At 61.9% G+C, this 19761-nt stretch carries 29 protein-coding genes; 7 read left to right on the top strand and 22 right to left on the bottom strand.

From position 1 onward, the window contains the following. Nucleotides 1-11 precede the first annotated feature (11 nt). Both ED21_RS06310 and ED21_RS06305 read left to right on the top strand, forming a co-directional pair. Nucleotides 12-398 (top strand): hypothetical protein, encoded by a 387-nt coding sequence (locus ED21_RS06310; RefSeq protein WP_006833016.1) that lies wholly within the window; start codon nt 12-14, stop codon nt 396-398. A gap of 38 nt (nt 399-436) precedes the next feature. Further along, a complete protein-coding gene (locus ED21_RS06305) occupies nt 437-847 on the top strand; it encodes a YidH family protein (RefSeq protein WP_006833014.1) in 411 nt (136 codons plus the stop codon). Here the strand turns inward: ED21_RS06305 and ED21_RS06300 are convergent, their stop codons facing one another. From ED21_RS06300 to gluQRS, 5 genes are all read right to left on the bottom strand, one after another. After that, complete coding sequence (locus ED21_RS06300) at nt 848-1207, bottom strand: hypothetical protein (protein ID WP_006833013.1); 360 nt, start codon at nt 1205-1207, stop codon at nt 848-850. It lies immediately after the preceding gene. A 53-nt stretch (nt 1208-1260) separates the two neighbouring features. After that, on the bottom strand, nt 1261-2133 hold the full coding sequence (locus ED21_RS06295; protein ID WP_006833012.1) for a 3-hydroxyacyl-CoA dehydrogenase NAD-binding domain-containing protein: 873 nt from the start codon (nt 2131-2133) through the stop codon (nt 1261-1263). 61 nt (nt 2134-2194) lie between these two features. After that, complete coding sequence (locus ED21_RS06290; protein WP_006833011.1) at nt 2195-2773, bottom strand: cob(I)yrinic acid a,c-diamide adenosyltransferase; 579 nt, start codon at nt 2771-2773, stop codon at nt 2195-2197. 11 nt (nt 2774-2784) lie between these two features. Then, a complete protein-coding gene (locus ED21_RS06285; RefSeq protein ID WP_006833010.1) occupies nt 2785-3015 on the bottom strand; it encodes an HIG1 domain-containing protein in 231 nt (76 codons plus the stop codon). Nucleotides 3016-3024: 9 nt separating this feature from the next. Further along, nucleotides 3025-3855, bottom strand: a complete 831-nt coding sequence (gene gluQRS, locus ED21_RS06280) for a tRNA glutamyl-Q(34) synthetase GluQRS (RefSeq protein WP_006833009.1) — start codon at nt 3853-3855, stop codon at nt 3025-3027. 129 nt (nt 3856-3984) lie between these two features. On the opposite strand from gluQRS, the gene ED21_RS06275 reads away from it, so the two are divergent. Further along, nucleotides 3985-4593 carry an HNH endonuclease gene (locus ED21_RS06275; RefSeq protein WP_034921721.1) on the top strand — a complete coding sequence of 203 codons (609 nt, stop codon included), beginning with the start codon at nt 3985-3987 and terminating at the stop codon, nt 4591-4593. 228 nt (nt 4594-4821) lie between these two features. Here the strand turns inward: ED21_RS06275 and ED21_RS06270 are convergent, their stop codons facing one another. The 11 genes from ED21_RS06270 to dksA all read right to left on the bottom strand — a co-directional run bounded on the left by ED21_RS06270 (nt 4822) and on the right by dksA (nt 12910). Further along, entirely contained in the window at nt 4822-5553 is a 732-nt protein-coding gene (locus tag ED21_RS06270) for a GNA1162 family protein (RefSeq protein ID WP_006833007.1), read from the bottom strand. Beyond that, nucleotides 5543-5902, bottom strand: coding sequence for a DUF4810 domain-containing protein (locus tag ED21_RS06265; protein ID WP_006833006.1), 360 nt, complete (start codon nt 5900-5902; stop codon nt 5543-5545). Before ED21_RS06265 ends, ED21_RS06270 begins: the two co-directional genes overlap by 11 nt. 31 nt (nt 5903-5933) lie before the next feature. Continuing rightward, nucleotides 5934-6239, bottom strand: a complete 306-nt coding sequence (locus tag ED21_RS06260; RefSeq protein WP_006833005.1) for a hypothetical protein — start codon at nt 6237-6239, stop codon at nt 5934-5936. Further along, nucleotides 6236-7168 (bottom strand): CsgG/HfaB family protein, encoded by a 933-nt coding sequence (locus tag ED21_RS06255; protein ID WP_006833004.1) that lies wholly within the window; start codon nt 7166-7168, stop codon nt 6236-6238. The genes ED21_RS06260 and ED21_RS06255 overlap by 4 nt, the downstream gene beginning before the upstream one ends. Nucleotides 7169-7277: 109 nt before the next feature. Continuing rightward, nucleotides 7278-8510, bottom strand: a complete 1233-nt coding sequence (kynU, locus tag ED21_RS06250) for a kynureninase (protein ID WP_006833003.1) — start codon at nt 8508-8510, stop codon at nt 7278-7280. Beyond that, nucleotides 8503-9150, bottom strand: a complete 648-nt coding sequence (gene kynB / locus ED21_RS06245) for an arylformamidase (protein ID WP_034921719.1) — start codon at nt 9148-9150, stop codon at nt 8503-8505. Before kynB ends, kynU begins: the two co-directional genes overlap by 8 nt. Continuing rightward, nucleotides 9147-9938, bottom strand: coding sequence for a tryptophan 2,3-dioxygenase (locus ED21_RS06240; RefSeq protein ID WP_006833001.1), 792 nt, complete (start codon nt 9936-9938; stop codon nt 9147-9149). The genes kynB and ED21_RS06240 overlap by 4 nt, the downstream gene beginning before the upstream one ends. 37 nt (nt 9939-9975) lie before the next feature. Then, nucleotides 9976-10446, bottom strand: a complete 471-nt coding sequence (locus ED21_RS06235) for a DUF4112 domain-containing protein (protein WP_006833000.1) — start codon at nt 10444-10446, stop codon at nt 9976-9978. A gap of 5 nt (nt 10447-10451) precedes the next feature. Next, nucleotides 10452-11915 (bottom strand): ABC transporter substrate-binding protein, encoded by a 1464-nt coding sequence (locus ED21_RS06230; protein WP_006832999.1) that lies wholly within the window; start codon nt 11913-11915, stop codon nt 10452-10454. 50 nt (nt 11916-11965) lie between these two features. Beyond that, a complete protein-coding gene (locus tag ED21_RS06225; protein WP_050784729.1) occupies nt 11966-12310 on the bottom strand; it encodes a PilZ domain-containing protein in 345 nt (114 codons plus the stop codon). A gap of 141 nt (nt 12311-12451) precedes the next feature. Continuing rightward, nucleotides 12452-12910 carry an RNA polymerase-binding protein DksA gene (gene dksA / locus ED21_RS06220; RefSeq protein WP_006832997.1) on the bottom strand — a complete coding sequence of 153 codons (459 nt, stop codon included), beginning with the start codon at nt 12908-12910 and terminating at the stop codon, nt 12452-12454. A gap of 292 nt (nt 12911-13202) precedes the next feature. On the opposite strand from dksA, the gene ED21_RS06215 reads away from it, so the two are divergent. Then, nucleotides 13203-13532 carry an SEL1-like repeat protein gene (locus ED21_RS06215; RefSeq protein WP_006832996.1) on the top strand — a complete coding sequence of 110 codons (330 nt, stop codon included), beginning with the start codon at nt 13203-13205 and terminating at the stop codon, nt 13530-13532. A 1-nt stretch (nt 13533) separates the two neighbouring features. On the opposite strand, the gene ED21_RS06210 is transcribed toward ED21_RS06215, so the two are convergent. Genes ED21_RS06210 through ED21_RS06190 form a run of 5 tightly spaced genes read right to left on the bottom strand, consistent with a single transcriptional unit; the run spans nt 13534 to nt 16777 of the window. Continuing rightward, nucleotides 13534-14670 (bottom strand): GNAT family N-acetyltransferase, encoded by a 1137-nt coding sequence (locus ED21_RS06210; RefSeq protein ID WP_006832995.1) that lies wholly within the window; start codon nt 14668-14670, stop codon nt 13534-13536. Then, nucleotides 14667-15434 (bottom strand): glycerophosphodiester phosphodiesterase family protein, encoded by a 768-nt coding sequence (locus tag ED21_RS06205; protein ID WP_006832994.1) that lies wholly within the window; start codon nt 15432-15434, stop codon nt 14667-14669. Before ED21_RS06205 ends, ED21_RS06210 begins: the two co-directional genes overlap by 4 nt. Continuing rightward, on the bottom strand, nt 15412-15870 hold the full coding sequence (locus tag ED21_RS06200; RefSeq protein WP_006832993.1) for a RidA family protein: 459 nt from the start codon (nt 15868-15870) through the stop codon (nt 15412-15414). Before ED21_RS06200 ends, ED21_RS06205 begins: the two co-directional genes overlap by 23 nt. After that, a complete protein-coding gene (locus ED21_RS06195) occupies nt 15867-16496 on the bottom strand; it encodes a hypothetical protein (protein ID WP_006832992.1) in 630 nt (209 codons plus the stop codon). The genes ED21_RS06200 and ED21_RS06195 overlap by 4 nt, the downstream gene beginning before the upstream one ends. After that, nucleotides 16493-16777, bottom strand: a complete 285-nt coding sequence (locus ED21_RS06190; protein WP_083800387.1) for a DUF3572 domain-containing protein — start codon at nt 16775-16777, stop codon at nt 16493-16495. Before ED21_RS06190 ends, ED21_RS06195 begins: the two co-directional genes overlap by 4 nt. 60 nt (nt 16778-16837) lie before the next feature. Between ED21_RS06190 and ED21_RS06185 the strand changes: the two genes are divergently transcribed. The 3 genes from ED21_RS06185 to ED21_RS06175 all read left to right on the top strand — a co-directional run bounded on the left by ED21_RS06185 (nt 16838) and on the right by ED21_RS06175 (nt 18820). Beyond that, nucleotides 16838-17206: a response regulator gene (locus ED21_RS06185; RefSeq protein ID WP_034921715.1), complete on the top strand. Its 369-nt coding sequence runs from the start codon at nt 16838-16840 to the stop codon at nt 17204-17206. 115 nt (nt 17207-17321) lie between these two features. Next, nucleotides 17322-17567, top strand: coding sequence for an acyl carrier protein (locus ED21_RS06180; RefSeq protein ID WP_006832989.1), 246 nt, complete (start codon nt 17322-17324; stop codon nt 17565-17567). Continuing rightward, nucleotides 17564-18820, top strand: a complete 1257-nt coding sequence (locus ED21_RS06175) for an aminotransferase class I/II-fold pyridoxal phosphate-dependent enzyme (protein WP_006832988.1) — start codon at nt 17564-17566, stop codon at nt 18818-18820. The genes ED21_RS06180 and ED21_RS06175 overlap by 4 nt, the downstream gene beginning before the upstream one ends. Before the next feature lie 51 nt (nt 18821-18871). On the opposite strand, the gene ED21_RS06170 is transcribed toward ED21_RS06175, so the two are convergent. After that, nucleotides 18872-19711, bottom strand: a complete 840-nt coding sequence (locus ED21_RS06170; protein WP_006832987.1) for a sterol desaturase family protein — start codon at nt 19709-19711, stop codon at nt 18872-18874. Nucleotides 19712-19761 lie beyond the last annotated feature (50 nt).

Genomic DNA, 19761 nt, shown 5'->3' with positions numbered 1-19761 from the left:
ACAAGAGCCCCATGAACCTGCGCTCGACTCTCATCGGGATGTTTCTGATCGTCGCCCTGTGCGGCGGCAGCCTCTATGCGCTGCAGAGCTATTTCAGCCGCGAGAGCCAGATGCGCAACGCTGAGCGGGCTTTTCTAACCAGCCACGAGGCCGGAGCCGCTGCTCCAAGTGCAAGCGAGAAGGCCTTGCCGACGCCGCCGCCCCCCGAAGTCTCGTGGGACGAGCCGGAAATCGAGGTCGCGGCAGTCGAAGCGCCTGGAGACGAACAGCCCCTGACGCTGGATGCATGGTACGCCTCAGCAGGTAGCAGCGAGGGCCCCGTTGATCCGACGCCGGTTGACAACGACTACCTCATCGACACCGCCGAACCCTATTCGGACGGCGCGCCCATCGGTTAGTTCTGGAACCGCCGCGTCGTTGGCCCGCTTTAAGGGCCATGGCTCAGGACGACCCCGAAGACGAACGCGACCGAAGCACCCAGTGGGCAGAGTTCCGCACCGATCTGGCCGAGGACCGCAACATCATGGCGATGGAGCGCACCTTCGCTGGCTGGATGCGCACCGCCTTTGCAGCCATCGGTATCGGCTTGGGTTTTCGCGCCGTGTTCGGCGAGTTCGAGCCGCCGTGGCTGGCTAAGGCAGTGGCCACGCTCTTCATCATCGGCGGCGGGTGGCTCGCCATTACAGCCGAAAGGCGCGCCTGCAAAACCATGGCGCGCCTCGATCCCCATCGGTACGAGGGAATTTCTAGACCGAATTTCCGGATCATGGCCTTCGCCGTCGCAGCCGGCTCGGCGGTGCTTACGGCGGGCCTATGGATCCTAAATGACGGCGATATTGCCGAGTGATCAGTCGTTTTCGTTGGGCAGGTCGGGGTCGACTTCGTTTTTCTTCCCGTACTTGCCTTCGTTATCGTCGTGGTTCGGTTCGCCGCGATAAGCGTTCATGTCGATCCGGCCCGAGCTTTCCATGTCGCGCATGTGATCGACGGTGTCCTGCGTGGAATCGCCCATAAGGCCTGACGAATTGTCGCCCTTCTCGCTTTCGGTCGGCGAACCGGCGCTACCGCTTTCGCGTGCCTGCTCGGCCACTTCTTGGGCCTGGCTGCGGTGGTCGTCCTGCTCGTCGTTATGCGTTTCTGGCGCGAGGCCCGACTGGCGCGCTTCCTGGCTTTTGCCGACGGGAGTGTTGGTGTTGATGTCGCTCATGGCGGAAAATTCTCCTTTCCACTTGAACGGCCGGCACGGTGGGGGCGTTCCCGTCAGCGCGTCGGCTGGGGCTCCTCACCCGAATAGTCGTAGAAGCCGCGCCCCGTTTTGCGCCCGAGCCAGCCGGCCTCGACATATTTAACCAGCAGCGGCGCGGGCCGGTACTTGGTGTCGCGGGTGGTCTTGTAGAGCACCATGAGGATGTCGAGACAGGTGTCGAGACCGACGAAATCGGCCAGCTGCAGCGGCCCCATCGGGTGGTTGAGGCCGAGGCGGCACCCCTTGTCGATATCCTCGATCCCCGCAGTCGACTGGCCGAGCACGAAGACCGCCTCGTTGATCATCGGCAGGAGGATGCGGTTGACGACGAAGCCGGGCTCGTCCTGGCTTAGCACCACATCCTTGCCCAGCGCCTCGGCGAAGGCCTTAGTGCGGTCGGTCGTGGTCGCGGCGGTCGCGAGGCCCGGGATGACCTCGATCAGGCCCATCACGGGCACGGGGTTGAAGAAATGAAGGCCGATAAAGCGCGCCGGATCCGGCGAATAATTGGCCATGCGCGTAATCGGGATCGAGCTGGTGTTCGAGGCCATGATCGCATCGGCCGCGAGCTTCTCGCCCACCTTCTCGAAGATCGCCTGCTTGATCGCTTCCTTCTCGGTCGCCGCTTCGATGATGAACTCGGCCTCGGTCATGCGGTCGTAGTCGCCGACCGGGGTGATGCGCTTCATCGCGGCTTCGGCCTCGGCGATCTCGATCTTCCCGCGGCCGACCAGCTTGCCGAGCGCCTTGTCGATGCCGGCGACCGATTTTTCGGCCACTTCGAGGCTCACGTCGGACAGAAGCACATCCATGCCGTGCCGGGCGATCGTCTGCGCGATACCCGAGCCCATCTGGCCCGCGCCGATAATGGCGATCGTCTTGCTCATCGAAAAATCCCTTCGCATGTGCAGCAAAGCGCGAGGGGATAGCGACGAGGAAAGGGGTTGGCTAGCGGTTAGCGCCGGGAATCCACTTCACATCGCCCTTGCCGCCGTCATTCGCGACACGTGCAAGGACGAAGAGGTAGTCCGACAAGCGGTTGATATAGGCGAGCGCCTGGGGATTGGTCGCGTCCACGGCCGCCATGGCGGTCATCTTGCGTTCGGCACGGCGAACAGCGGCGCGGGCAATGTGGAGCCGGGCTGCGGCTTCGCTTCCGCCGGGAAGCACGAAGCTGGTGAGAGGTTCGAGGCCTTCGTTGAGCGCGTCGATGGCCGCCTCGAGCCAGTCGACCTGCGCCGACACGATCCTGAGCACCATTTCGGACGGCGCGAAATCCTCGTCCTCGCCCGCCGGTGTCGCGAGGTCGGCACCGAGATCGAAAAGGTCGTTCTGGATACGGAAGAGCGCCTCTGCGTGATCGCTTCCCGCGCACGCGACGGCGGCGAGGCCAAGCGCGGAATTCGCTTCGTCTACCGCGCCGATCGCGTCCATCCGGGCCGCGTGCTTGGGCAGGCGCGATCCATCGACGAGTCCGGTCGTGCCATCGTCGCCTGTGCGGGTGTAGATCTTGTTGAGCTTGACCAAGAGCGCGGACGTCAGCTCGCGACGGCGAGCATGATCGCCATGACCACGATCGCCACCGCCTGCCATTTGACACGCGCCATCATAGCCTTGTTCTGCTTCAGCTGCATCTCGGTCGCGTCGACTTGCTGGCCGCTTTCGAGATCGACCTTGGTGCTTTGCAGGAACGCGACCACTCCGCGCACGAGCGAGACGACGACCATGACCATGGCGGCGAGCAGGATGATGACAAAGACTGTGTTCATGGCCCCTACTTAGGCACTCGCCAGCGTAATTCCAGCGGGGAATTGGCCCGCCCTGAGCCGCTCGGCCAGCGCGCGCCCGTCCTCGCCTGCCTTGCGGCGGTCCGCGAGGCTGGGCGAATTGCGGCGCTTGGCGAGCTTTTCGCCATCCGCCCCGATGAGGATGGGATGGTGGTGCCATAGCGGCACCGGCAGGCCGAGCAGTTCCTGCAGCACGCGGTGAATATGCGTCATGGCGAAGAGGTCCTGCCCGCGCGTCACCAGAGTCACACCGTCGGCGGCGTCGTCGAGCGTGGCGGCGAGATGATAGCTTGCCGGCGCGTCCTTGCGAACCAGCACGACGTCGCCGAAGGCGCGCGGATTGGCGATCTGCGTGCCATTGGTCTCGTCTTCCCAGAACAGCTCGCCCAGTTCCGCCATGGCGCGGTCGACATCCATCCGGAGCGCCGCGGACTTCTCAGGGTGGAGCACCCGCCCCTTGCAAGTCCCCGGGTAAACGGCGCCTTCAGGCCCCAGCCGCGGCTCCAGCGCCATGATGTCCTTGCGCGTGCAGGTGCAAGGATAGAGCAGGCCGCGATGGATCAGATCGCTTGCCACCTTCTCGTAGGACGCAAGCCGGGTCGATTGCGCCGGCACTTCTTCCCATTCGAGGCCGAGCCAGGCGAGGTCTTCGCGAAACTCGTCGGGCTTGTCTTCCAGCGAGCGATCGCCGTCGATATCCTCGATCCGCAGCAGGAATCGCCCGCCCCGCTCCTTTGCCAGATCATGCGCGGTCACGGCCGAAAAGGCATGGCCGAGATGCAGCGAACCGTTCGGACTGGGAGCAAAGCGCGTGACCACCATCCGCGCCTTCTAACTGCCTCCCTGTTGATATGCACGGGATAAGACTGTGGATAGCTGGTTGGCAACAGACTTGACGCTTTGCCGTGCAAGTGGATGTCTAGGGGACAAGAGTATCGGGAGGAACGCGTAGTGTTCAGGGCCGAACTGCTTGAGAGAGCCGCACGGTTTCGCAGCGCCGAGGACGATCCGACGCGCAATTTGCAATCCTGCCCCAGCCTCGTGCTGAACGCGGATTACACTCCGCTTTCCTATTACCCGCTCAGCCTGTGGCCTTGGCAGACCGCGATCAAGGCGATCTTCCTCGACCGGGTGGATGTGATCGCGATCTACGACCGCGAGGTCCATTCGCCCAATCTCGACATGAAAATCCCCAGTGTGATCGCGCTGAAGCAATATGTGAAGCCGAGCGAATTTCCGGCCTTCACGCGTTTCAATCTGTTCCTGCGCGACCGCTTCGCCTGCCAGTTCTGCGGCGACCAGAACAACCTCACCTTCGATCATGTTGTGCCCCGCCGGCTGGGCGGCAAGACGACGTGGGAGAACATCGCCACCGCCTGCGCGCCCTGCAACATGAAGAAGGGCGGCCGCACGCCGAAACAGGCGGGCATGCAGCTATATGCCGAGCCGATCCGCCCCACGCACTGGCAGTTGCAGCAGCACGGCAAGCAGTTCCCGCCCAATTACCTGCACGAAACCTGGCGCGACTGGCTTTATTGGGACATCGAGCTGGAGGAATAGGCCGTTCAGGTTCGCGTGGATCAATCTGAACTTTGGAACGCTTGGAACACAGTCCTAGAGAGAAATAGTCGGGGGGCGACTGACTGCTTCTGGAGTTAAGTTTCCACGCCGTGAGTTGATGCGAGTTCATGAAGTGTAGATTGCACAAAGCGGTCAGGTAGGAAAACACCACAAAAAAGAGGGGCGAAGATTCGCCCCTCTAAATTCTTCTGGTTGATTTGGTTGCCCTTACTCAGGGGCACCAACACCCGGCGCTGAAATTGCCTCTTGAGACGCGTCAGATATCTTTCCGGTACCCGACGAAGGGAACAATTTCGCATTTTCCGTTGTGGAAGGCGCGTACGGACCAAAGGGCAGACCACTCCCCGCCGGAGTAAGGACCGTAATGTTAGCACCCATGGCAACGGGGGTGAAATCAGAGCGGGTACTGTCGATTGCCGCCGAAACAGCATTTGCGATCAAATCCGCGAAGATATTTCCCGTGTTGGCCGAAAAGCTATGAACGTACTCTTGCTCATCTTGCCAAAGTACTTCGTTCGTCTTGCCGCTCTTCAAAGTGTATAGCATCGCCGTGGTCGTATCACTGCTTAATACATTATATCCAGACTCCCACTTCAGCACTTCGACGTAAAGAACTGCATCAGCGCCGAAAACACTGGCTAACCGGGACGTCTCGGTACCGTGAACAAGGCCTGCATCACCAAGGCCTTCGGCCTCCATCAACTGACGTGACGCGTTAGTCGGAAAGACATAGTAGCCGCGCTCGGACAACGGCACTGCCAGAGTGGTCAGGAACAAGTTGGCGGCATCAACCTCATTCGAGTGATTCACCACCGGCACGACCAAGATCGACCGAGGAGCTTCAGTGTTGATGGCAGTGTAGTCTTTCGGCTCGGGGCCAGTAGTCGTACACGCGCCCAAGGACGCAGCGGCTAGCACCATGATAGACTTACGAAGCATTGTTTTCCCCCTGCGTGGCGGCTTCCGCTCCCGCAACCATCTTATTCATCAGGACCGCTGATTCTGGAAACGCATCCCGTTCTTTCTTGAACCAAATGACAGCCTCGCTTGCCCGTTGGTTAGCCATCAGAAGATAACCGAGTTCAGCATAGACGCCGGGAGGGACCTTTCCGTCCTTTTCTCCCTTCTCGATTGTTTCCAACAACTCCTTCTCGAACTCAGCGGCATCCGCTGACTTCGTGTATTTGAGAAGGCTCGGTTGGTAACTTCCCCACTCATAGATAGGTTTCGGACCTGTTGCGCATCCCGCGAGTGCGACAGCAGGGATTAACGCCGCAAAAAGCTTCATAAAATTGCCCCCAATTTGGTAAGTTTGATATTTAAGGTTGTTTGGACAAGTCGATCACGCGCCGAGTGCCGTCCTGCACAAATACGCGACGCGTGACGAATTCGCTTCCATTTCTGGTGACCGTGACTTCGTGCCACCCATCCTCAACGTCAATGCTTGCAACGCCGTCGACTACCGAACGGCTATGGTCACCAACGATCAATAGGTCTCCGTCACTACCATTGATAAGGTGAACGCTCGACACTGCATCAATACGTGTGGAAACGCTCTCGATCGGGGGGGCGCAAGCACTCACCGCAGGAAGCGTTAGTGCAATCGCAATCATCAGTTTCTTCATGATTCTACACTCACGAACAGTTCTCCAAGGGGAATTCCGTCGATTGACCCGCTAGTAACTCGCGTGACAGAGCCCTCATTCAGTTCGCCAGAACCAAAAGTGCTATCGACGGTAAGCCTTGCCACCGTTGCAGCGGGAAGTTCGATCGTGCTTCCAGTTTGGCGGCTCTTTATCGACCGGCCCCTCTGTTTAACGACTAGCGTATCACCAGGCCGCAAGCCTTGCGTCTCACCGCCTGCAATGAAGACTTCGCCCCCTTCGACTGCGAGAATATCTGTTCTCCATTCCCTTGCAGAAAGAGAATTGATCAGGTCCTCCAAAACGTCTTCGATAGCGACTGACAACGCCTTGTCGGTTAGTGTGCCATCATATCGCGCGGTGGTACCGCTAAATAGCTTTGTCTTTGTGGTTGTAGTTGCTTCACCGGAGCCGGTAGCCGAATGAAATGCCACTCCTGTGCGAACATCAACGAGGCGAATTGCGACTTTAGCGTATGCTTTCTGCGTTCGCTCGCGCTTAAAGACTGCCCGCTCGCCTTCATCAGCCCGACCGAACTCGACGATCGAACCCACAATGATGGTGTCGGCACCTATTAGGCCGCTAGTCTCTCCACCAACGCCTTGCTCCTTGAGCACTTCGTTTGCGTCAGTACGTTCCACCACAATAAACGCATTCGAATCGATTAAATAAGCCGCCATGATGTCGGCCGCCTGCTTACCCAGCGGATCGAGGTCACTGTCGCGGAGAAGCGTTTGTCCATACCTTGTTTCGTTCGTGAAACGACCGATAGCAACTCGACGCTTGAGAACAATTTCGTCTCCTGACGCAGCCACCTGTTGTGACGCAGAGACTTCTTGCGCGACCGCCGTTGGAGCGATCATCGCCAGCGGAGCGGCGATAGCCGCTGCTGCAACCCTAAAATCTAACATGTTGCCCCCTAAATGATATGAGCGCTTGATCTAGCAATCGCCCAATCCGGTCAAGGATTGATATCGAAGTTGTTAAAGGATTTTTTATTCTACTTGTTGAGGGTTTTTCTCAAGTAACTATCGGTCGTGTCCGAAATTCCTCGCGCTGCCACTCCCCGCTTTCGAGCACTTCGCCAAGGTGACGCGCGGCTTCGGCCATGTCGGCAAAACGCAAATAGGCGGGCGCGAAGCCGAAGCGCAGGATGTCGGGATCGCGAAAATCGCCGATCACGCCGCGCGCGATGAGGGCCTGGCAGATCGCGTAGGCCTGCTCGTGACGGAAGGACAGCTGGCTACCGCGCTGCGCCGGGTCGGTCGGGCTGACGAGTTCGAGGTCGATGCCGCGCTCGGCCAGGCACTGGCGGAAGAATTCGGACAGTTTCTGCGACTTGGCGTAAAGGTTTTCGACGCCGATCTCGGCGATGAGGTCGACGCCGACCTCCAGCGCGGAGAGCCCGAGGATTCCGGGCGTGCCGCAGAGCAGCCGTTCGATGCCGGGCGCGGGCGTGTAATCGTCGCTGAAGGCGAAGGGCGCTGCGTGCCCCATCCAGCCACTCAGGGGTTGTTCTGCTGCCTCCAGGTGCCGTTCTGCGACGAAGGCGTAAGCGGGCGCGCCGGGGCCGCCGTTCAGGTATTTGTAGCCGCAACCGACTGCAAAATCGGCCTCGCAAGCGTTGAGGTCCACCGGCAGCGCGCCGCCCGAATGCGACAGGTCCCACAGCACCAGCGCGCCCGCTTCATGCGCAGCGCGGGTGAGCTCGACCATGTCGAAGAGTTCGCCGGTTTTGTAATGCGCATGGGTGAGCAGCAACAGCGCCACGTCCTCGTTCAGCGCTGCATGGATCTGCTCGCGCGCGGCCAGCCGCCGTGTTGCAAGCCCTTGGCTCTCCAGCCCCTGGATCATGTAGATGTCGGTCGGAAAATTCCCCGGTTCGCTCAGCACAATCTTGCGACCCGCTCCATGCTTTTTCGCTTGCATCGCCAAGGCTGCGGAAATGAGCTTGAACAGGTTCACCGAAACGCTGTCGGCGACGATGACTTCATGATGCTTGGCTCCGATCAGCGGAGCAATCTTGCCGCCGACCCTGGCGGGCAGGTCGATCCACCCTGCGGTGTTCCAGCTGCGAATGAGATCGCGGCCCCATTCCTCGCGCACCACCTCCTCCAGCCGCCCTGCCGTCGCCTTGGGCAGGCAGCCGAGCGAATTGCCATCAAGGTAAATCACGCTCTCGGGCAGATCGAAGCTCTCGCGATAGACGGCCAGCGGATCGCCCGCATCGAGGACTTGTGCGCGGTCAAGCATCGGGTAACTCCCGCAGGATCGCGCGGCATAGCCCTGCATCGCCGCCGCCGACCTTCAATGGCAGGGCGACCAATTCGTACTGGCCCTCCGGCACATTATCGAGGACCAGCCCTTCGAGGATGCGCATGTCGTGTTTGAGCACCGCGTGATGCGCGTCCATCGTCTTGCTTTCCTGCGGGTCGACGCTCGGCGCGTCGGTGCCGATCAGCCTTACGCCCTGCAGCGCGAGCCACTCCACCGTCTCGGCGGCAATCGGCAACCAGTCGCTGCGCCATTGCGCGTGCGGGAATGCGTCCCAAGTGCGGAAGAGCACACGGTCGACGCTCTCGATATGCGGAAGATCGGCAACGTCCACCTCGCCCGACACGCCGCGCGCATCGACCACGAGGCAGGTGCCGATATAGGGATCGAGTTCCATGCCGGCGGCGTCCAACCCGTCTTCAGCGTAATGCAGCGGCGCGTCGGCATGCGTGCCGGAATGCGTGCTCATGGTCATCCGGCCGACATTGACCGGCGAGCCTTCGTCCATCCGCCACGTCCGCTCAAACGCAAATGCGGTATCGCCCGGCCACACGGGGAGACCGGCGCGCAGGACCTGGCTGATGTCCCAGATGCGGCGGGTGCTTCTCCAACTGCTCACAGCGCGGTCCTCACGCTCAGCAATTCAGGGAAGAAGGCAGCTTTGAGCACCCCCGCGAGATAGGGCACGCCCGGTGTCCCGCCCGTGCCCTTCTTAAAGCCGATGATCCGTTCGACCGTCTTCAGATGCCCGAAGCGCCAGCGCTGGAAATGGTATTCGAGATCGACCAGCTTTTCAGCAAGTTCATAGAGATCCCAATATTCCTTCGGGTCGCGATAAATTTCGGCCCAAGCCGCCTCGACCTCGGGCGAATGTTCCCATGCCGAACCATGGTCGCGCTCCAGAACTTCCTTTGGAATAGCGAAGCCACGCCGCGCGAGCAGCGCGATCGCCTCGGCATAGATGCTCTTGCGTGTGAGCTCCTTTCGAAGGGCCTTGGCGACTTCGGGAACAGCTTCATGCATAGTGATCATGTCGGGATTGCGCCCGCCGAGAAGGAATTCCATCATTCGGTACTGCGCGCTCTGGAACCCGCTCGAGCCCCCGAGAAACGGGCGGATCGTTGAGTAATCATGCGGCGTCATCGTGCTGAGCACATCCCAGCTCTGGATCAACTGACCCTGCGCACGAGCTACGCGCGCGAGCATCTTGAAAGAGGGGCGCAGCCTGTTGGCCTGAATGCATTCGCGCGCTTCGAACAGCTCGTGCAGGCACAGCTTGAGCCACAGCTCGCTCGCCTGGTGTACGATGATGAAGAGCATCTCGTCATGCGCATCGCTGGCCGGATGCTGCGCCGAGAGGATACGGTCGAGGTCGAGATAGCTCGAATAAGTAACGTCGGATGCCATGGGCGAGAGCCCTAGCGTGCCTTGGTCACCAATGAAACTACTGGTCGATAACCTTCGTTTCGGGGTGATGCTTGTCGAGATGCCTCTTGACTGTCTTCAGGTTCCTGCTGTTGGATCGGTACATCAGGTCGAAGGCATCGCCGACCACCGGCACCGAGCCGACCGCCGTGTCGAGCCCGATGCGCCCCATCATGTGCCACAGCTTCCATTTCGGGAGGCCGAGATTGCGCGCTTCCCAGACGAGGTAACTGCCCATGACTGCGGTGATGATATCGCCGACGACCGGCACGAGGCCGACAATGGTGTCGAGACCGATGCGATAATTCGTGCCGGGCAGGACCATGCTGCGCTCGAGGATCATCTCCATCGCTTCGATCCTACGGCGGACCGACTGGGGATCGTTTCCGGTCGGAAAATCGAAGCGCAGCGGGCCGGTCTGGCCCTGCGGTCCGAAACCCTCCTGTCGCGAAGTTTCCGGTTCGATCGGCGTGAGGCGATTGTCTTCCATAAACCCTAGATGGGGGCACGCGAGAGCGGGAACAAGGGATGGAAAGCCCAGCTGTTTTCGGCAAACCCCTCGACCCCGGCGCGCACCTGCGACCAGCGAATGGGATTGCCGAGCGGAATGTAGAGATTGGTTGCAGTCAACGTCTGCTCCGCTTCGGATAGGTAGGAGGCCTCTTCGGCCGGGTCGGCCGCGTCGAGCGAGAGCTGGACGAGAAAATCGGTGTCAGGCGAGCAGACGGGGGCGGACAGCTCGCAATTGAACTGGTTCAGGTACCAGCGCGCCCCGGCGTAGCGGGCAACCGTGTCGCGCAGGCGCAAATCCACGGGCTCGTTCGTGGAAGCACGGCGAAGAGTGACGCCAACGGCCGTGAAATCCCGGGCAAGCGCCTCGAACAGGAAGCGCGCGCCCGGCCCTTGCGGGAGAGCTATCGAAAGCGAGGGAGAGGCTCCCGACGCCGCTTGCCATTGCTGCACGACGGCGCGCGCACGGGCGCGGCGCTGTTCCAGCGAAAGGTTTTCCCAGCGCTCGTCCACCCCTCCGTCGTCACCCGGAAGCCCTCCGGTCACGATCCGTGTCGATCCGGTCCATCCGCCGACATTGAATTGCGTCAGCAGGGTGGACCGGTCGATAGCCATTGCCAGCGCCTCGCGGTTTGACGGCGAGGCGAGAAAGCCCTCGGGACGGACGACGTCGATACCGAACAGGCCGATCGCCGAATCCAGCCGGACTGTCCCGCGCGACAAGGCGCCGGTGATTGCGAGCGGCAGGCTCTCGAGATGTCCGCCGAGGATGATGTCGACCCGGCCTTGCGAAAAGGCCCGCGCCGCTTCCTGCGCTTCGAAGGCCGATACGTGGACCTCGCTGACTAGCCCTTCCCAGTCTTCCTGCGCCGACAGGCCGCGCTGTTCGGGTGGCATTGCGGAGAGCAGCGCTACCCCGTCCTCGATCCGCGCGACCATAGGTCCCGCATCGGCCTCGCGCAGGGCCACCCCCAGTTCGGGCTGGGCGAGCAGGCTGAGAAAACCCGGCATCGGGCTGCGCAATCGGATTTCGATCACGCGGCCCGTCATCGCCCTGATGTCGGACACCTTGGCAAGATCGAGGCCGAGGCTGGTCCCGGCCAGGCGGGTGCGAGTGCGGTTGAGTTCCTGCGCCACCGCGCCCGCACTGAGGCGCGTGCCGTCGGGCAGGTCGAATTCGTTGATCCGGAAAATATAGCTTCGACCATCGTCGGTAACGATCCAGCGTTCGGCGAGCGCCGGGATCACCTCACCGCTTGCGTTGAAGCGCACTAGGCCCTGCCGTTGTGCCGACCGCATCAGGCGCGCACCGGGCGAAAGTTCGACGCCGGAGGAGTACAGGCTGGCCGCATCGCCGATATAGGCGACATCGACCACCCCGTCGTCGGCTCCACTCCCGCAGGCAGTGAGCAGAAAGCAGGTAGCAAGGGCGGTCAGGCGACGAAGCATGGATGGGTCGGATTAGCACCCCGCATGCTTCGCGCAAGGCGCACGCGTAGTCAGATTTTACGCGCGGTCCACGGGCTGGGCTCTTCAGGTGCAACAGCGGGGCGCGCATAACGCGGCGCTTCCGGCATTTCGCCGATCAGTTTTGTACGCGCTTTGCTGGAATCGACAGGTTCGTCGAAGGAGATGCCGACCCGTGCGCTCTGCGTCCATGCGATCCGACCGCCAACGCTGCCGATCTGCTTGAGGGTCACCACGACCCGCTGGCCGGTAGCGGCCACCAAGGGCCCCTCGACCATCATCCCGGCATTCGAGAGATTGCGAACCTTGACACGTGCCGACTGCGCGCTGCCGTCGAGACAGACGTCCGCCATCATCAACAGGCTCTCCCGCTTCATATTCCGTGTATCGATGGAAGTCATTTTTACCGCTTCCTGTTGCGTTACCGAGTCCGGAGCCTAGGCAACGACCATAGAGCGAAGAATGATAAGCATTGGTTGGCTAACAAGGTTAATTCGCTAACCTTTCCGAACAAGCCTTCAATCGTCGCGCGAAATCTTCTCGCGGCGTTCGTGCGCTTCCTGCGCTTCGACGGTCATAGTGGCGACCGGGCGCGCGATCAGGCGGCGCAGGCCGATGGGATCGCCCGTCACTTCGCACCAGCCGTATTCGCCCTGGTCGATACGGCGCAGCGCGGAATCGATCTTGGAGATGAGCTTGCGCTGACGATCGCGCGTGCGCAGCTCTATGCCCCAGTCGGTTTCGGAGGAGGCGCGATCGTTAAGATCGGGCTCGCGGATCGGTCCGTCCTGCAGGGATTGCAGGGTCTGCCCCGCCGCATCGTGGATCGACTTTTTCCAGTCGAGCAGCAGCATGCGGAAGTAATCGAGCTGCTTGTCGCCCATATATTCTTCGTCGTCCGACGGCGTATAATCGGGGTCGACGGCGGCTTTCGCCTTGGCGAGCTTTTCGGAAACATTCGATGCCATGGTGGCCATTGAGCCTGGTACCCTTCTTCCCAATCCTCATCGAACGGAGCGCCGCACTTCCCGCCGGCCCGGATTTTTCCGGTACCCGCGACGCCCCGATGGCGCGGCCTATACGGAGGCCGCCGGACCCCCGCAAGCGGGTTTCCGGAAATCTCTATAGCCTGTGACACATTAAGCGCAGCCTACCGCGCGCGGCCTATCCGCAATTAGTTGCGATCCGCGTTAACCAATTATTGACCATAAGCGCCGAATTTAAGTCTTGTCGGCGGGGGGTCGGCAGGAATTTGGGGGAGTTTGTGACATGCAACTCAAGGCTATCGAAGGCGGCAAAGGCCGTATCGAACAGGGTGACGAAGCTCTCGTCACCATTGCGGAATATCTGAACGAGTATGCCAAGGGCTCGATCGACGCGCTCTACGATCTGGGCGTCGCTTTTTCGACCGGCAGCCACGGCTGCACCACCGATATGATCGAGGCGCACAAGTGGTTCAACATCGCCGCATCGAAGGGTCATGAGGAAGCCGCCTGGTGCCGCGCCGATGTTTCCGACGAAATGACCGCCCGCGAAATCGCCGAGGCCCAGCGCCGGGCGCGCGAATGGCTCAGCGACGGTGCGCGCAAGGTTGCCTGACCTAACCGATTTTCCGGAAGGGCGTTCGTCGCTCGAGATAATTGCGGTCGGCGGCCACGCCTTCGCGCTCGCGCTCGAGGTACTCCGCTACCGCCGCGCGGAAGCCGGGATCGGCGAACCAATGCGCGGAGACGGTCTCGACCGGTTCGTATCCGCGGGCGAGCTTGTGCCCGCCCTGAGCGCCCGCCTCCACTTTCGCCAGGCCTAGCTCAATGGCGACGTCGATCGCCTGGTAATAGCACAGCTCGAAATGCAGGAAGCGAACCTGCTTCGTGCAGCCCCAGTAGCGGCCGTAGAGCGTATCGCCTCCGACGAAATTGAGCGCGCCGGCAATCGGTTCGCTCTCTTCCAGCGCCAGCACCAGCACGATCCTGTTGCCCATCCGTTCGCCCAAGAGGTCGAAGGCTGCACGGGTGAGGTAGGGCTGGCCCCATTTCCTCGCTCCGGTATCTTGGTAGAAATGCCAGAAGGCGTCCCAATGCTCGGGCCGGATTGCCTCGCCCGATAGCCGGACGATCTCCAGCCCCTGCTGCGCGGCGGCGCGTTCCTTGCGCAGATCCTTGCGCTTGCGCGAAGTCAGGGTGGCGAGGAAGTCGTCGAAAGTCGCGAACTCATGGTTGAGCCAGTGGAACTGGATATCGCTTCGCAGCAGCCAGCCCGCCTCCTCGAAAAACCCGAGCTGCTCCGGCGCGATAAAGGTCGCATGGGCGGACGAAAAGCCATTCTGCAGGCACACCTGCTCGGCCGCCGACAGCAAGGGCGCAGCCAGCGCGGGATCGGACAGCAACAGGCGCGGACCCGTCGCCGGCGTGAACGGCGCGGCGATTTGCAGCTTGGGATAGTAATTGCCCCCTGCCCGCTCATAGGCATCGGCAAAGGCGTGGTCGAAAACATATTCGCCCTGGCTGTGCCCCTTGGCATAGGCGGGCATGGCGGCCAGCGGCGGTCCGCCTTCGCTCGAGATTACCAGCGGCACGGGCTGCCAACCGGTCCCCGCCCCGACACTGGCCGAGTCTTCCAGCGCGGTGAGGAATTCGTGGCGCATGAAGGGATTGTCGCCCGCTAGCGCGTTCCAGGCCGACCGGTCGAAAGCTCCGACCGATCCTGCCATGCGCGCGGCCAGACCCTCCTCGCTCACGCCAGCCCGTCCCCCTCGACGACCAGCGCGTCGGCGTGCCTGCCTCCATGCGCGCGGGATTCCGGCGAGTTCACGGTCCATGTCAGCACCGGCAGCCCACGCTCCCGCATCGCCGCGACCATCGGGTTTGGCAAGGCGGCTACATGATAGGCGATGAATTCGGGGCGCGCCGCCCACAGCGCGATATGGCGCTGCCAGGCCTTTTGCGTCATCCCGACCTCGTCCTCGCGCATGACGAGACCTCGCACCGTATCTGGCGCATGTTCGGCGAACCAGATGCACACCCGCGGATCGAAACTCATCACCGCATACTTGCCCACATAACCTTCCAGAGCCTCGGCAACGGCGCGGCAGCTGCGCTGGACATCGTAGCCGCGCTTCGACTTGATCTCGATCAGGATCGGCACCTGCCCCGAAACAATCGGCAGCAAATCGTCGAGCCGCGCCAGCTTGTGCTCGCTGTCGAGGAAGGCGATCTGCGCCAGTTCCTCGGCGCTGTGCTCGGCCAGCGGCCCGTGGACGCCGGTCAGGCGCTCCAGCTCCCAGTCATGGACCAGCATGGCGCAGCCATCGCGGCTGCGCTGGATATCGCATTCGATGCCCATCCCCCGCTCGACCGCCAGCGCAAAACCGGCGAGCGAGTTTTCGGGCACGCCCGCCCCGTGCAAACCGCGGTGGGCGTAGGTCCAGTCGCGCAGCCAGCCGACCCGGTCAGGGTCGGGAGCGGCGACGATCAGCCGGTCAAGCGGGGCGAAGGGCGACAATCGCGTCGACCTCGACCGCAGCGTCGAGCGGCAGGACCGGGACGCCCACCGCGCTGCGCGCATGGCGGCCCGCTTCGCCGAAAACCTCGGCCATCAAATCGCTGGTGCCGTTCACCACCTTGGGCTGATCGGTGAAGGAAGGCACACTGGCGACGAAGCCGCCGAGCTTCACGACTTTCTCCACCCGCTCGAGCAGGCCCGCGGCCTTCAGCTGGGCAAGGATCATCAGGCCGCAGGCGCGCGCCGCTTCCTGCCCGCGTTCGAGCGTCACGTCCTGGCCCAGCTTGCCGGTGACGAGCGTGCCGTCGATGAAGGGCAGCTGTCCCGAAATATACGCCACGTCGTTCGAGACGACGAGCGGCTGGTAGCTGGCAACCGGCGCCGCCGCTTCGGGCAGGGTGATGCCCAGTTCCTCGAGTTTAGCCTCGATGCTCATGCGTTTTCCTTCTGCAATTGTTGGCGCAACCACGGCAGCGCTTCGACCCAGCTGTCGATCCGCGCATCGGCATGGCCCGAGCTATGGGCGCAATCGATCAGCGGGGCGAGCATGGGTTCGCCGCACAGGTGTAATGTGGTGATACCGGAAATCGTTTCGCGCGCCGAACGGTGGTGCTGCGCGAGATCGTCGATGAAGATCGCCTTGGAGGGCTGGTATTCCACAAGGATGTTCTGCAGCGCCGGACCCTTGGGGCCCTGATTGGTGAAAACCCGCGCGTTGAGGCCATGTCCGGCAAGCTGCTCGGCCCGCATCGCCTGGCGCTTGTCGACGAGGTTGGTGAGGATGACCACGTCGGCGTCCTCCGCCAGCGTGTTAATACCTTCAATGGCGCCGGGGATCGGGTCCTGGCGATACATCTCGGTGTCGAAGAACAGGCCGAGTTTCTTCCAGATCTCGTCCGGCTCCAGCACCTCGCCGCTGTCCTGCCAGCGCAGCGCCTGCGAAAAATCGTTGCCGTTCATGCGAAATTCGACGCCCTGCGTCTCGGCCAGCCAGTCCTTGAAGGGGCTGACCATGTAGAGCAGCACCTCGTCGCAATCGGAGATAATCAGCGGGCGGCTCATGCGTTCAATTCCCTCGCGGCGGCGACAAGCGTGTCGGGTTTCGTGTTCAAAGCGTCTGCGGCGGCAATAAGGTCCGGCTCGTGATTGGCGAGGAATTCGAGCACCGCCGCCTGCACCCCGCGATCGTCGATGCCGTGGCGCAGCCGTTCGGGCGTCAGGCCGGTGAGCGATAGGAGCCGTTCCGCGCGCCTTTCGTCGGTCAGCGCCCAGCCCAGCGCCTCCAGCGCGAGAACCTCCGCCGTCCGGTTTTCTCCATCCGCCGATTTCTCGCCCGTGTGAATTGTCAGTCCTCCTGCTAACGCCTAGGCCCTGCCCACGAAGTGACAGGAGTGACCCGCCCCGTGGCAAAGAGAATCCTCGTTGTCGAGGACAACGACCTCAACCGTAAGCTGTTTTGTGACGTGCTGAAGGCCAACGGTTACGAGGTGGTACCGGTTTCGGACGGAAACAACTTTCTCGCCACCGCGAAGAAGTCGGATCCGCAGCTAGTGATCATGGATATCCAGCTGCCCAATGTCAGCGGCGTCGATTTGATTACCGACCTCAAGGCCGATTCGGGAATGCACGGCGTGCCGGTCCTCGCCGTCACCGCCTATGCCGGCAAGGGCGACGAGGAACGCATTCGCGAAGCCGGCGCGCAGGACTATCTCGCCAAGCCGGTTTCGATCGGCCCCTTCATGGCCGCTGTGCGCAAGCTGCTGTCGGACTAGCGAACCTGGCGCGTCCAAAAACTTGACAAAGCGCTGCGGAAACCGCTTTGCCGCCCCATTCGTTAAGGCCTGCAACCCCGCGGGTCGCACTGCATTTGAAGAACTGGACCCATTCATGGACCGTGCCGAGGTAGACGCCAAGATCCGCAACCTCATCGAACCTTTCAACAAGAAGGGTGTCGAGATCAAGGAAGAGACCACTTTCCAGAACGATCTCGAATTCGACAGCCTGACGGTGATGGATTTCGTCGCCGAGATCGAGGACGAGTTCGACATCATCATTTCGATGAATCAGCAAGCGGAAATCGAGAATTACGGCCAGCTCGTCGACGCGGTGCACAAGCTGCAGGCCGACGCATGAGCGAAGGCATCTCCCAGCCGGACCAGCCGCAGGAACTTGAAGGTCACGCGGGCGACAAGGACCTCTTCTCCAAGTTCGACGACATCATCGCGCTGCGCGAAGGGCTGCTGGCGCAGGGACGCGAGGACCCGTTCAGCCTCGTCATGGAGAAGGTCCTCTCGCCCACCCGCGCGATCTGCAACGGGCGCGAGACGATCCTGCTGGGCACCTATAATTACATGGGCATGACCTTCGACCCCGACGTGGTCGAGGCGGGCAAGCAGGCGCTCGCCGATTTCGGCACCGGTACCACCGGCAGCCGCGTCCTCAACGGCACCTACCAGGGCCACAAGGAATGCGAAGAAGCGCTGCGCGATTTCTACCAGATGGACCATGCGATGGTCTTCTCGACCGGCTACCAGGCCAATCTCGGGATCATCTCCACCATCGCGGGCAAGGGCGATTACATCGTCCTCGACATCGACAGCCACGCCAGCATCTGGGATGGCTGCGCGATGGGCAATGCCGAAGTCGTGCCGTTCAAGCACAACGATGTCGAGGCGATGGAAAAGCGTTTGAAGCGCATCCCCGAAGGCGCGGGCAAGCTGGTCGTGCTCGAAGGCGTGTACTCGATGCTGGGCGATATTGCGCCGCTGAAGGAGATGGTCGCGGTCGCCAAGAAATACGGCGCCATGGTGCTGGTCGACGAAGCGCATTCGATGGGCTTCATCGGCGAAAACGGCCGCGGCGTGGTGGAGGATGCGGACGTGATCGACGATGTCGATTTCATCATCGGCACCTTCTCGAAAAGCGTCGGCACTGTCGGTGGCTTCTGCGTCTCGAACCATCCCAAGTTCGAGATCATGCGCCTCGTCTGCCGTCCCTATGTCTTCACCGCTTCGCTGCCGCCCAGCGTCGTGGCGACCGCGGCGACCAGCATCCGTAAGCTGATGCACGGGTCCAACAAACGCGCGCATCTGTGGGAGAATTCCAAGAACCTCCACGCAGGGCTGCGCAAGCTCGGCTTCCAGCTCGGCACGGATGAGCCGCAAAGCGCGATCATCGCGGTGATCATGCCCGACCTCGAAAAGGGCGCGCATATGTGGGAAGCGCTGATCCGCAACGGCCTTTATGTGAACCTCGCAAGGCCGCCCGCGACGCCCGCCAACATGACCCTGCTGCGCTGCTCGCTCTGCGCGGAACATAGCGAGGAAGAGGTCGGCCAGATTCTCGAGATCTTTGAGAAGTCGGGCAAGCAAACCGGCATAATCTGACAACGAAAGAACCGGCCGGGCGGGTCGCCAGTACCCGGCCGGTCCTTTCCTTTAGGCGGCGCTATGCGACTGCCCCTCACCAACCTGTTCCTGCGGAATGCTGCCGAACAGCGGCCATGCCAGCTGTTCGCCGAGCGAGGTCTCGGGCAGGTTCTCGACCCCATAGCTTTCCGGATAGCTCCGCGTGATCTTCGCCGTGCCGAACAGCACGTCCCAGAAGAAAAGCAGGTTCCCGTAATTGCCTTTGTAATGGACCGCCGGATCGCTCGCATGGCGGCCATGGTGCGCGTGATGCGTGGCGGGGGTCGAGATCGTGCGCTCGACCAGCCACATGAGCGGTGACAGCCACTTCACCTTGTAGAGCGGCCTGTCCCAGGCGACGTCCGAATGCGCGCCGGTAATGACCGCCAGCTTGACCACGATATAGCCCGCATAGACCCAGCCTAGGCCGAGGTAGATCAGCACGCCCGACAGCCAGATGCCGGGCATCATCATGTAATAAAATAGGTTGTTCCGGTAGACGAGCCGCACGCTCATGTAGCGCGCGTTATGGTGCGGGCGGTGGAGGTTGTAGAGCCACGAAAAAGAGTGCGCGGCGCGGTGCCACCAGTATTGCATCATGTCGTCGAGCACGAGGAACAGGCCGATCGCGGCGAAGAGGTTCATCCCCGCTAGCGCGCCTTCGTATTGCGGGGCGATGAGGCCCGCGAGGCCCGCCGCCGAGAAGAGGACCATCGGTTGGGTAAATCCCAGCAGCACCACCATGCTGACCGCCTCGACGATCCCGTCGTCGCGGGTCTGCTCCTGCTTCGAAAACAGGTTCGAACGCCACAGCTCGAGCGCGGCGTAGCCGAGGTAGATGGCGATAATGGCGAGGGTCGATGAGGGCATGGGTCGCTCCCGGCTGTCTTGTCGAATCCCGGCCTAGCCTTTACCGAAGC

Origin of the sequence: Erythrobacter sp. SD-21 (assembly GCF_000181515.1) — a bacterium.
Taxonomy (GTDB): Bacteria; Pseudomonadota; Alphaproteobacteria; order Sphingomonadales; family Sphingomonadaceae; genus Qipengyuania.
The sequence above is the reverse complement of the archived record's forward strand: the minus strand, read 5'-3'. Positions and strand labels throughout refer to the sequence as shown.

Coding starts and splice junctions, on each gene's coding strand:
- ED21_RS06310 (WP_006833016.1), top strand. CDS start 12: ATGAACCTGCGCTCGACTCTCATCGGGATGTTTCTGATCGTCGCCCTG.
- ED21_RS06305 (WP_006833014.1), top strand. CDS start 437: ATGGCTCAGGACGACCCCGAAGACGAACGCGACCGAAGCACCCAGTGG.
- ED21_RS06300 (WP_006833013.1), bottom strand. CDS start 1,207: ATGAGCGACATCAACACCAACACTCCCGTCGGCAAAAGCCAGGAAGCG.
- ED21_RS06295 (WP_006833012.1), bottom strand. CDS start 2,133: ATGAGCAAGACGATCGCCATTATCGGCGCGGGCCAGATGGGCTCGGGT.
- ED21_RS06285 (WP_006833010.1), bottom strand. CDS start 3,015: ATGAACACAGTCTTTGTCATCATCCTGCTCGCCGCCATGGTCATGGTC.
- gluQRS (WP_006833009.1), bottom strand. CDS start 3,855: ATGGTGGTCACGCGCTTTGCTCCCAGTCCGAACGGTTCGCTGCATCTC.
- ED21_RS06270 (WP_006833007.1), bottom strand. CDS start 5,553: ATGCTTCGTAAGTCTATCATGGTGCTAGCCGCTGCGTCCTTGGGCGCG.
- ED21_RS06265 (WP_006833006.1), bottom strand. CDS start 5,902: ATGAAGCTTTTTGCGGCGTTAATCCCTGCTGTCGCACTCGCGGGATGC.
- ED21_RS06260 (WP_006833005.1), bottom strand. CDS start 6,239: ATGAAGAAACTGATGATTGCGATTGCACTAACGCTTCCTGCGGTGAGT.
- ED21_RS06255 (WP_006833004.1), bottom strand. CDS start 7,168: ATGTTAGATTTTAGGGTTGCAGCAGCGGCTATCGCCGCTCCGCTGGCG.
- kynU (WP_006833003.1), bottom strand. CDS start 8,510: ATGCTTGACCGCGCACAAGTCCTCGATGCGGGCGATCCGCTGGCCGTC.
- ED21_RS06240 (WP_006833001.1), bottom strand. CDS start 9,938: ATGGCATCCGACGTTACTTATTCGAGCTATCTCGACCTCGACCGTATC.
- ED21_RS06235 (WP_006833000.1), bottom strand. CDS start 10,446: ATGGAAGACAATCGCCTCACGCCGATCGAACCGGAAACTTCGCGACAG.
- ED21_RS06230 (WP_006832999.1), bottom strand. CDS start 11,915: ATGCTTCGTCGCCTGACCGCCCTTGCTACCTGCTTTCTGCTCACTGCC.
- ED21_RS06225 (WP_050784729.1), bottom strand. CDS start 12,310: ATGAAGCGGGAGAGCCTGTTGATGATGGCGGACGTCTGTCTCGACGGC.
- dksA (WP_006832997.1), bottom strand. CDS start 12,910: ATGGCCACCATGGCATCGAATGTTTCCGAAAAGCTCGCCAAGGCGAAA.
- ED21_RS06215 (WP_006832996.1), top strand. CDS start 13,203: ATGCAACTCAAGGCTATCGAAGGCGGCAAAGGCCGTATCGAACAGGGT.
- ED21_RS06200 (WP_006832993.1), bottom strand. CDS start 15,870: ATGAGCATCGAGGCTAAACTCGAGGAACTGGGCATCACCCTGCCCGAA.
- ED21_RS06195 (WP_006832992.1), bottom strand. CDS start 16,496: ATGAGCCGCCCGCTGATTATCTCCGATTGCGACGAGGTGCTGCTCTAC.
- ED21_RS06180 (WP_006832989.1), top strand. CDS start 17,322: ATGGACCGTGCCGAGGTAGACGCCAAGATCCGCAACCTCATCGAACCT.
- ED21_RS06175 (WP_006832988.1), top strand. CDS start 17,564: ATGAGCGAAGGCATCTCCCAGCCGGACCAGCCGCAGGAACTTGAAGGT.
- ED21_RS06170 (WP_006832987.1), bottom strand. CDS start 19,711: ATGCCCTCATCGACCCTCGCCATTATCGCCATCTACCTCGGCTACGCC.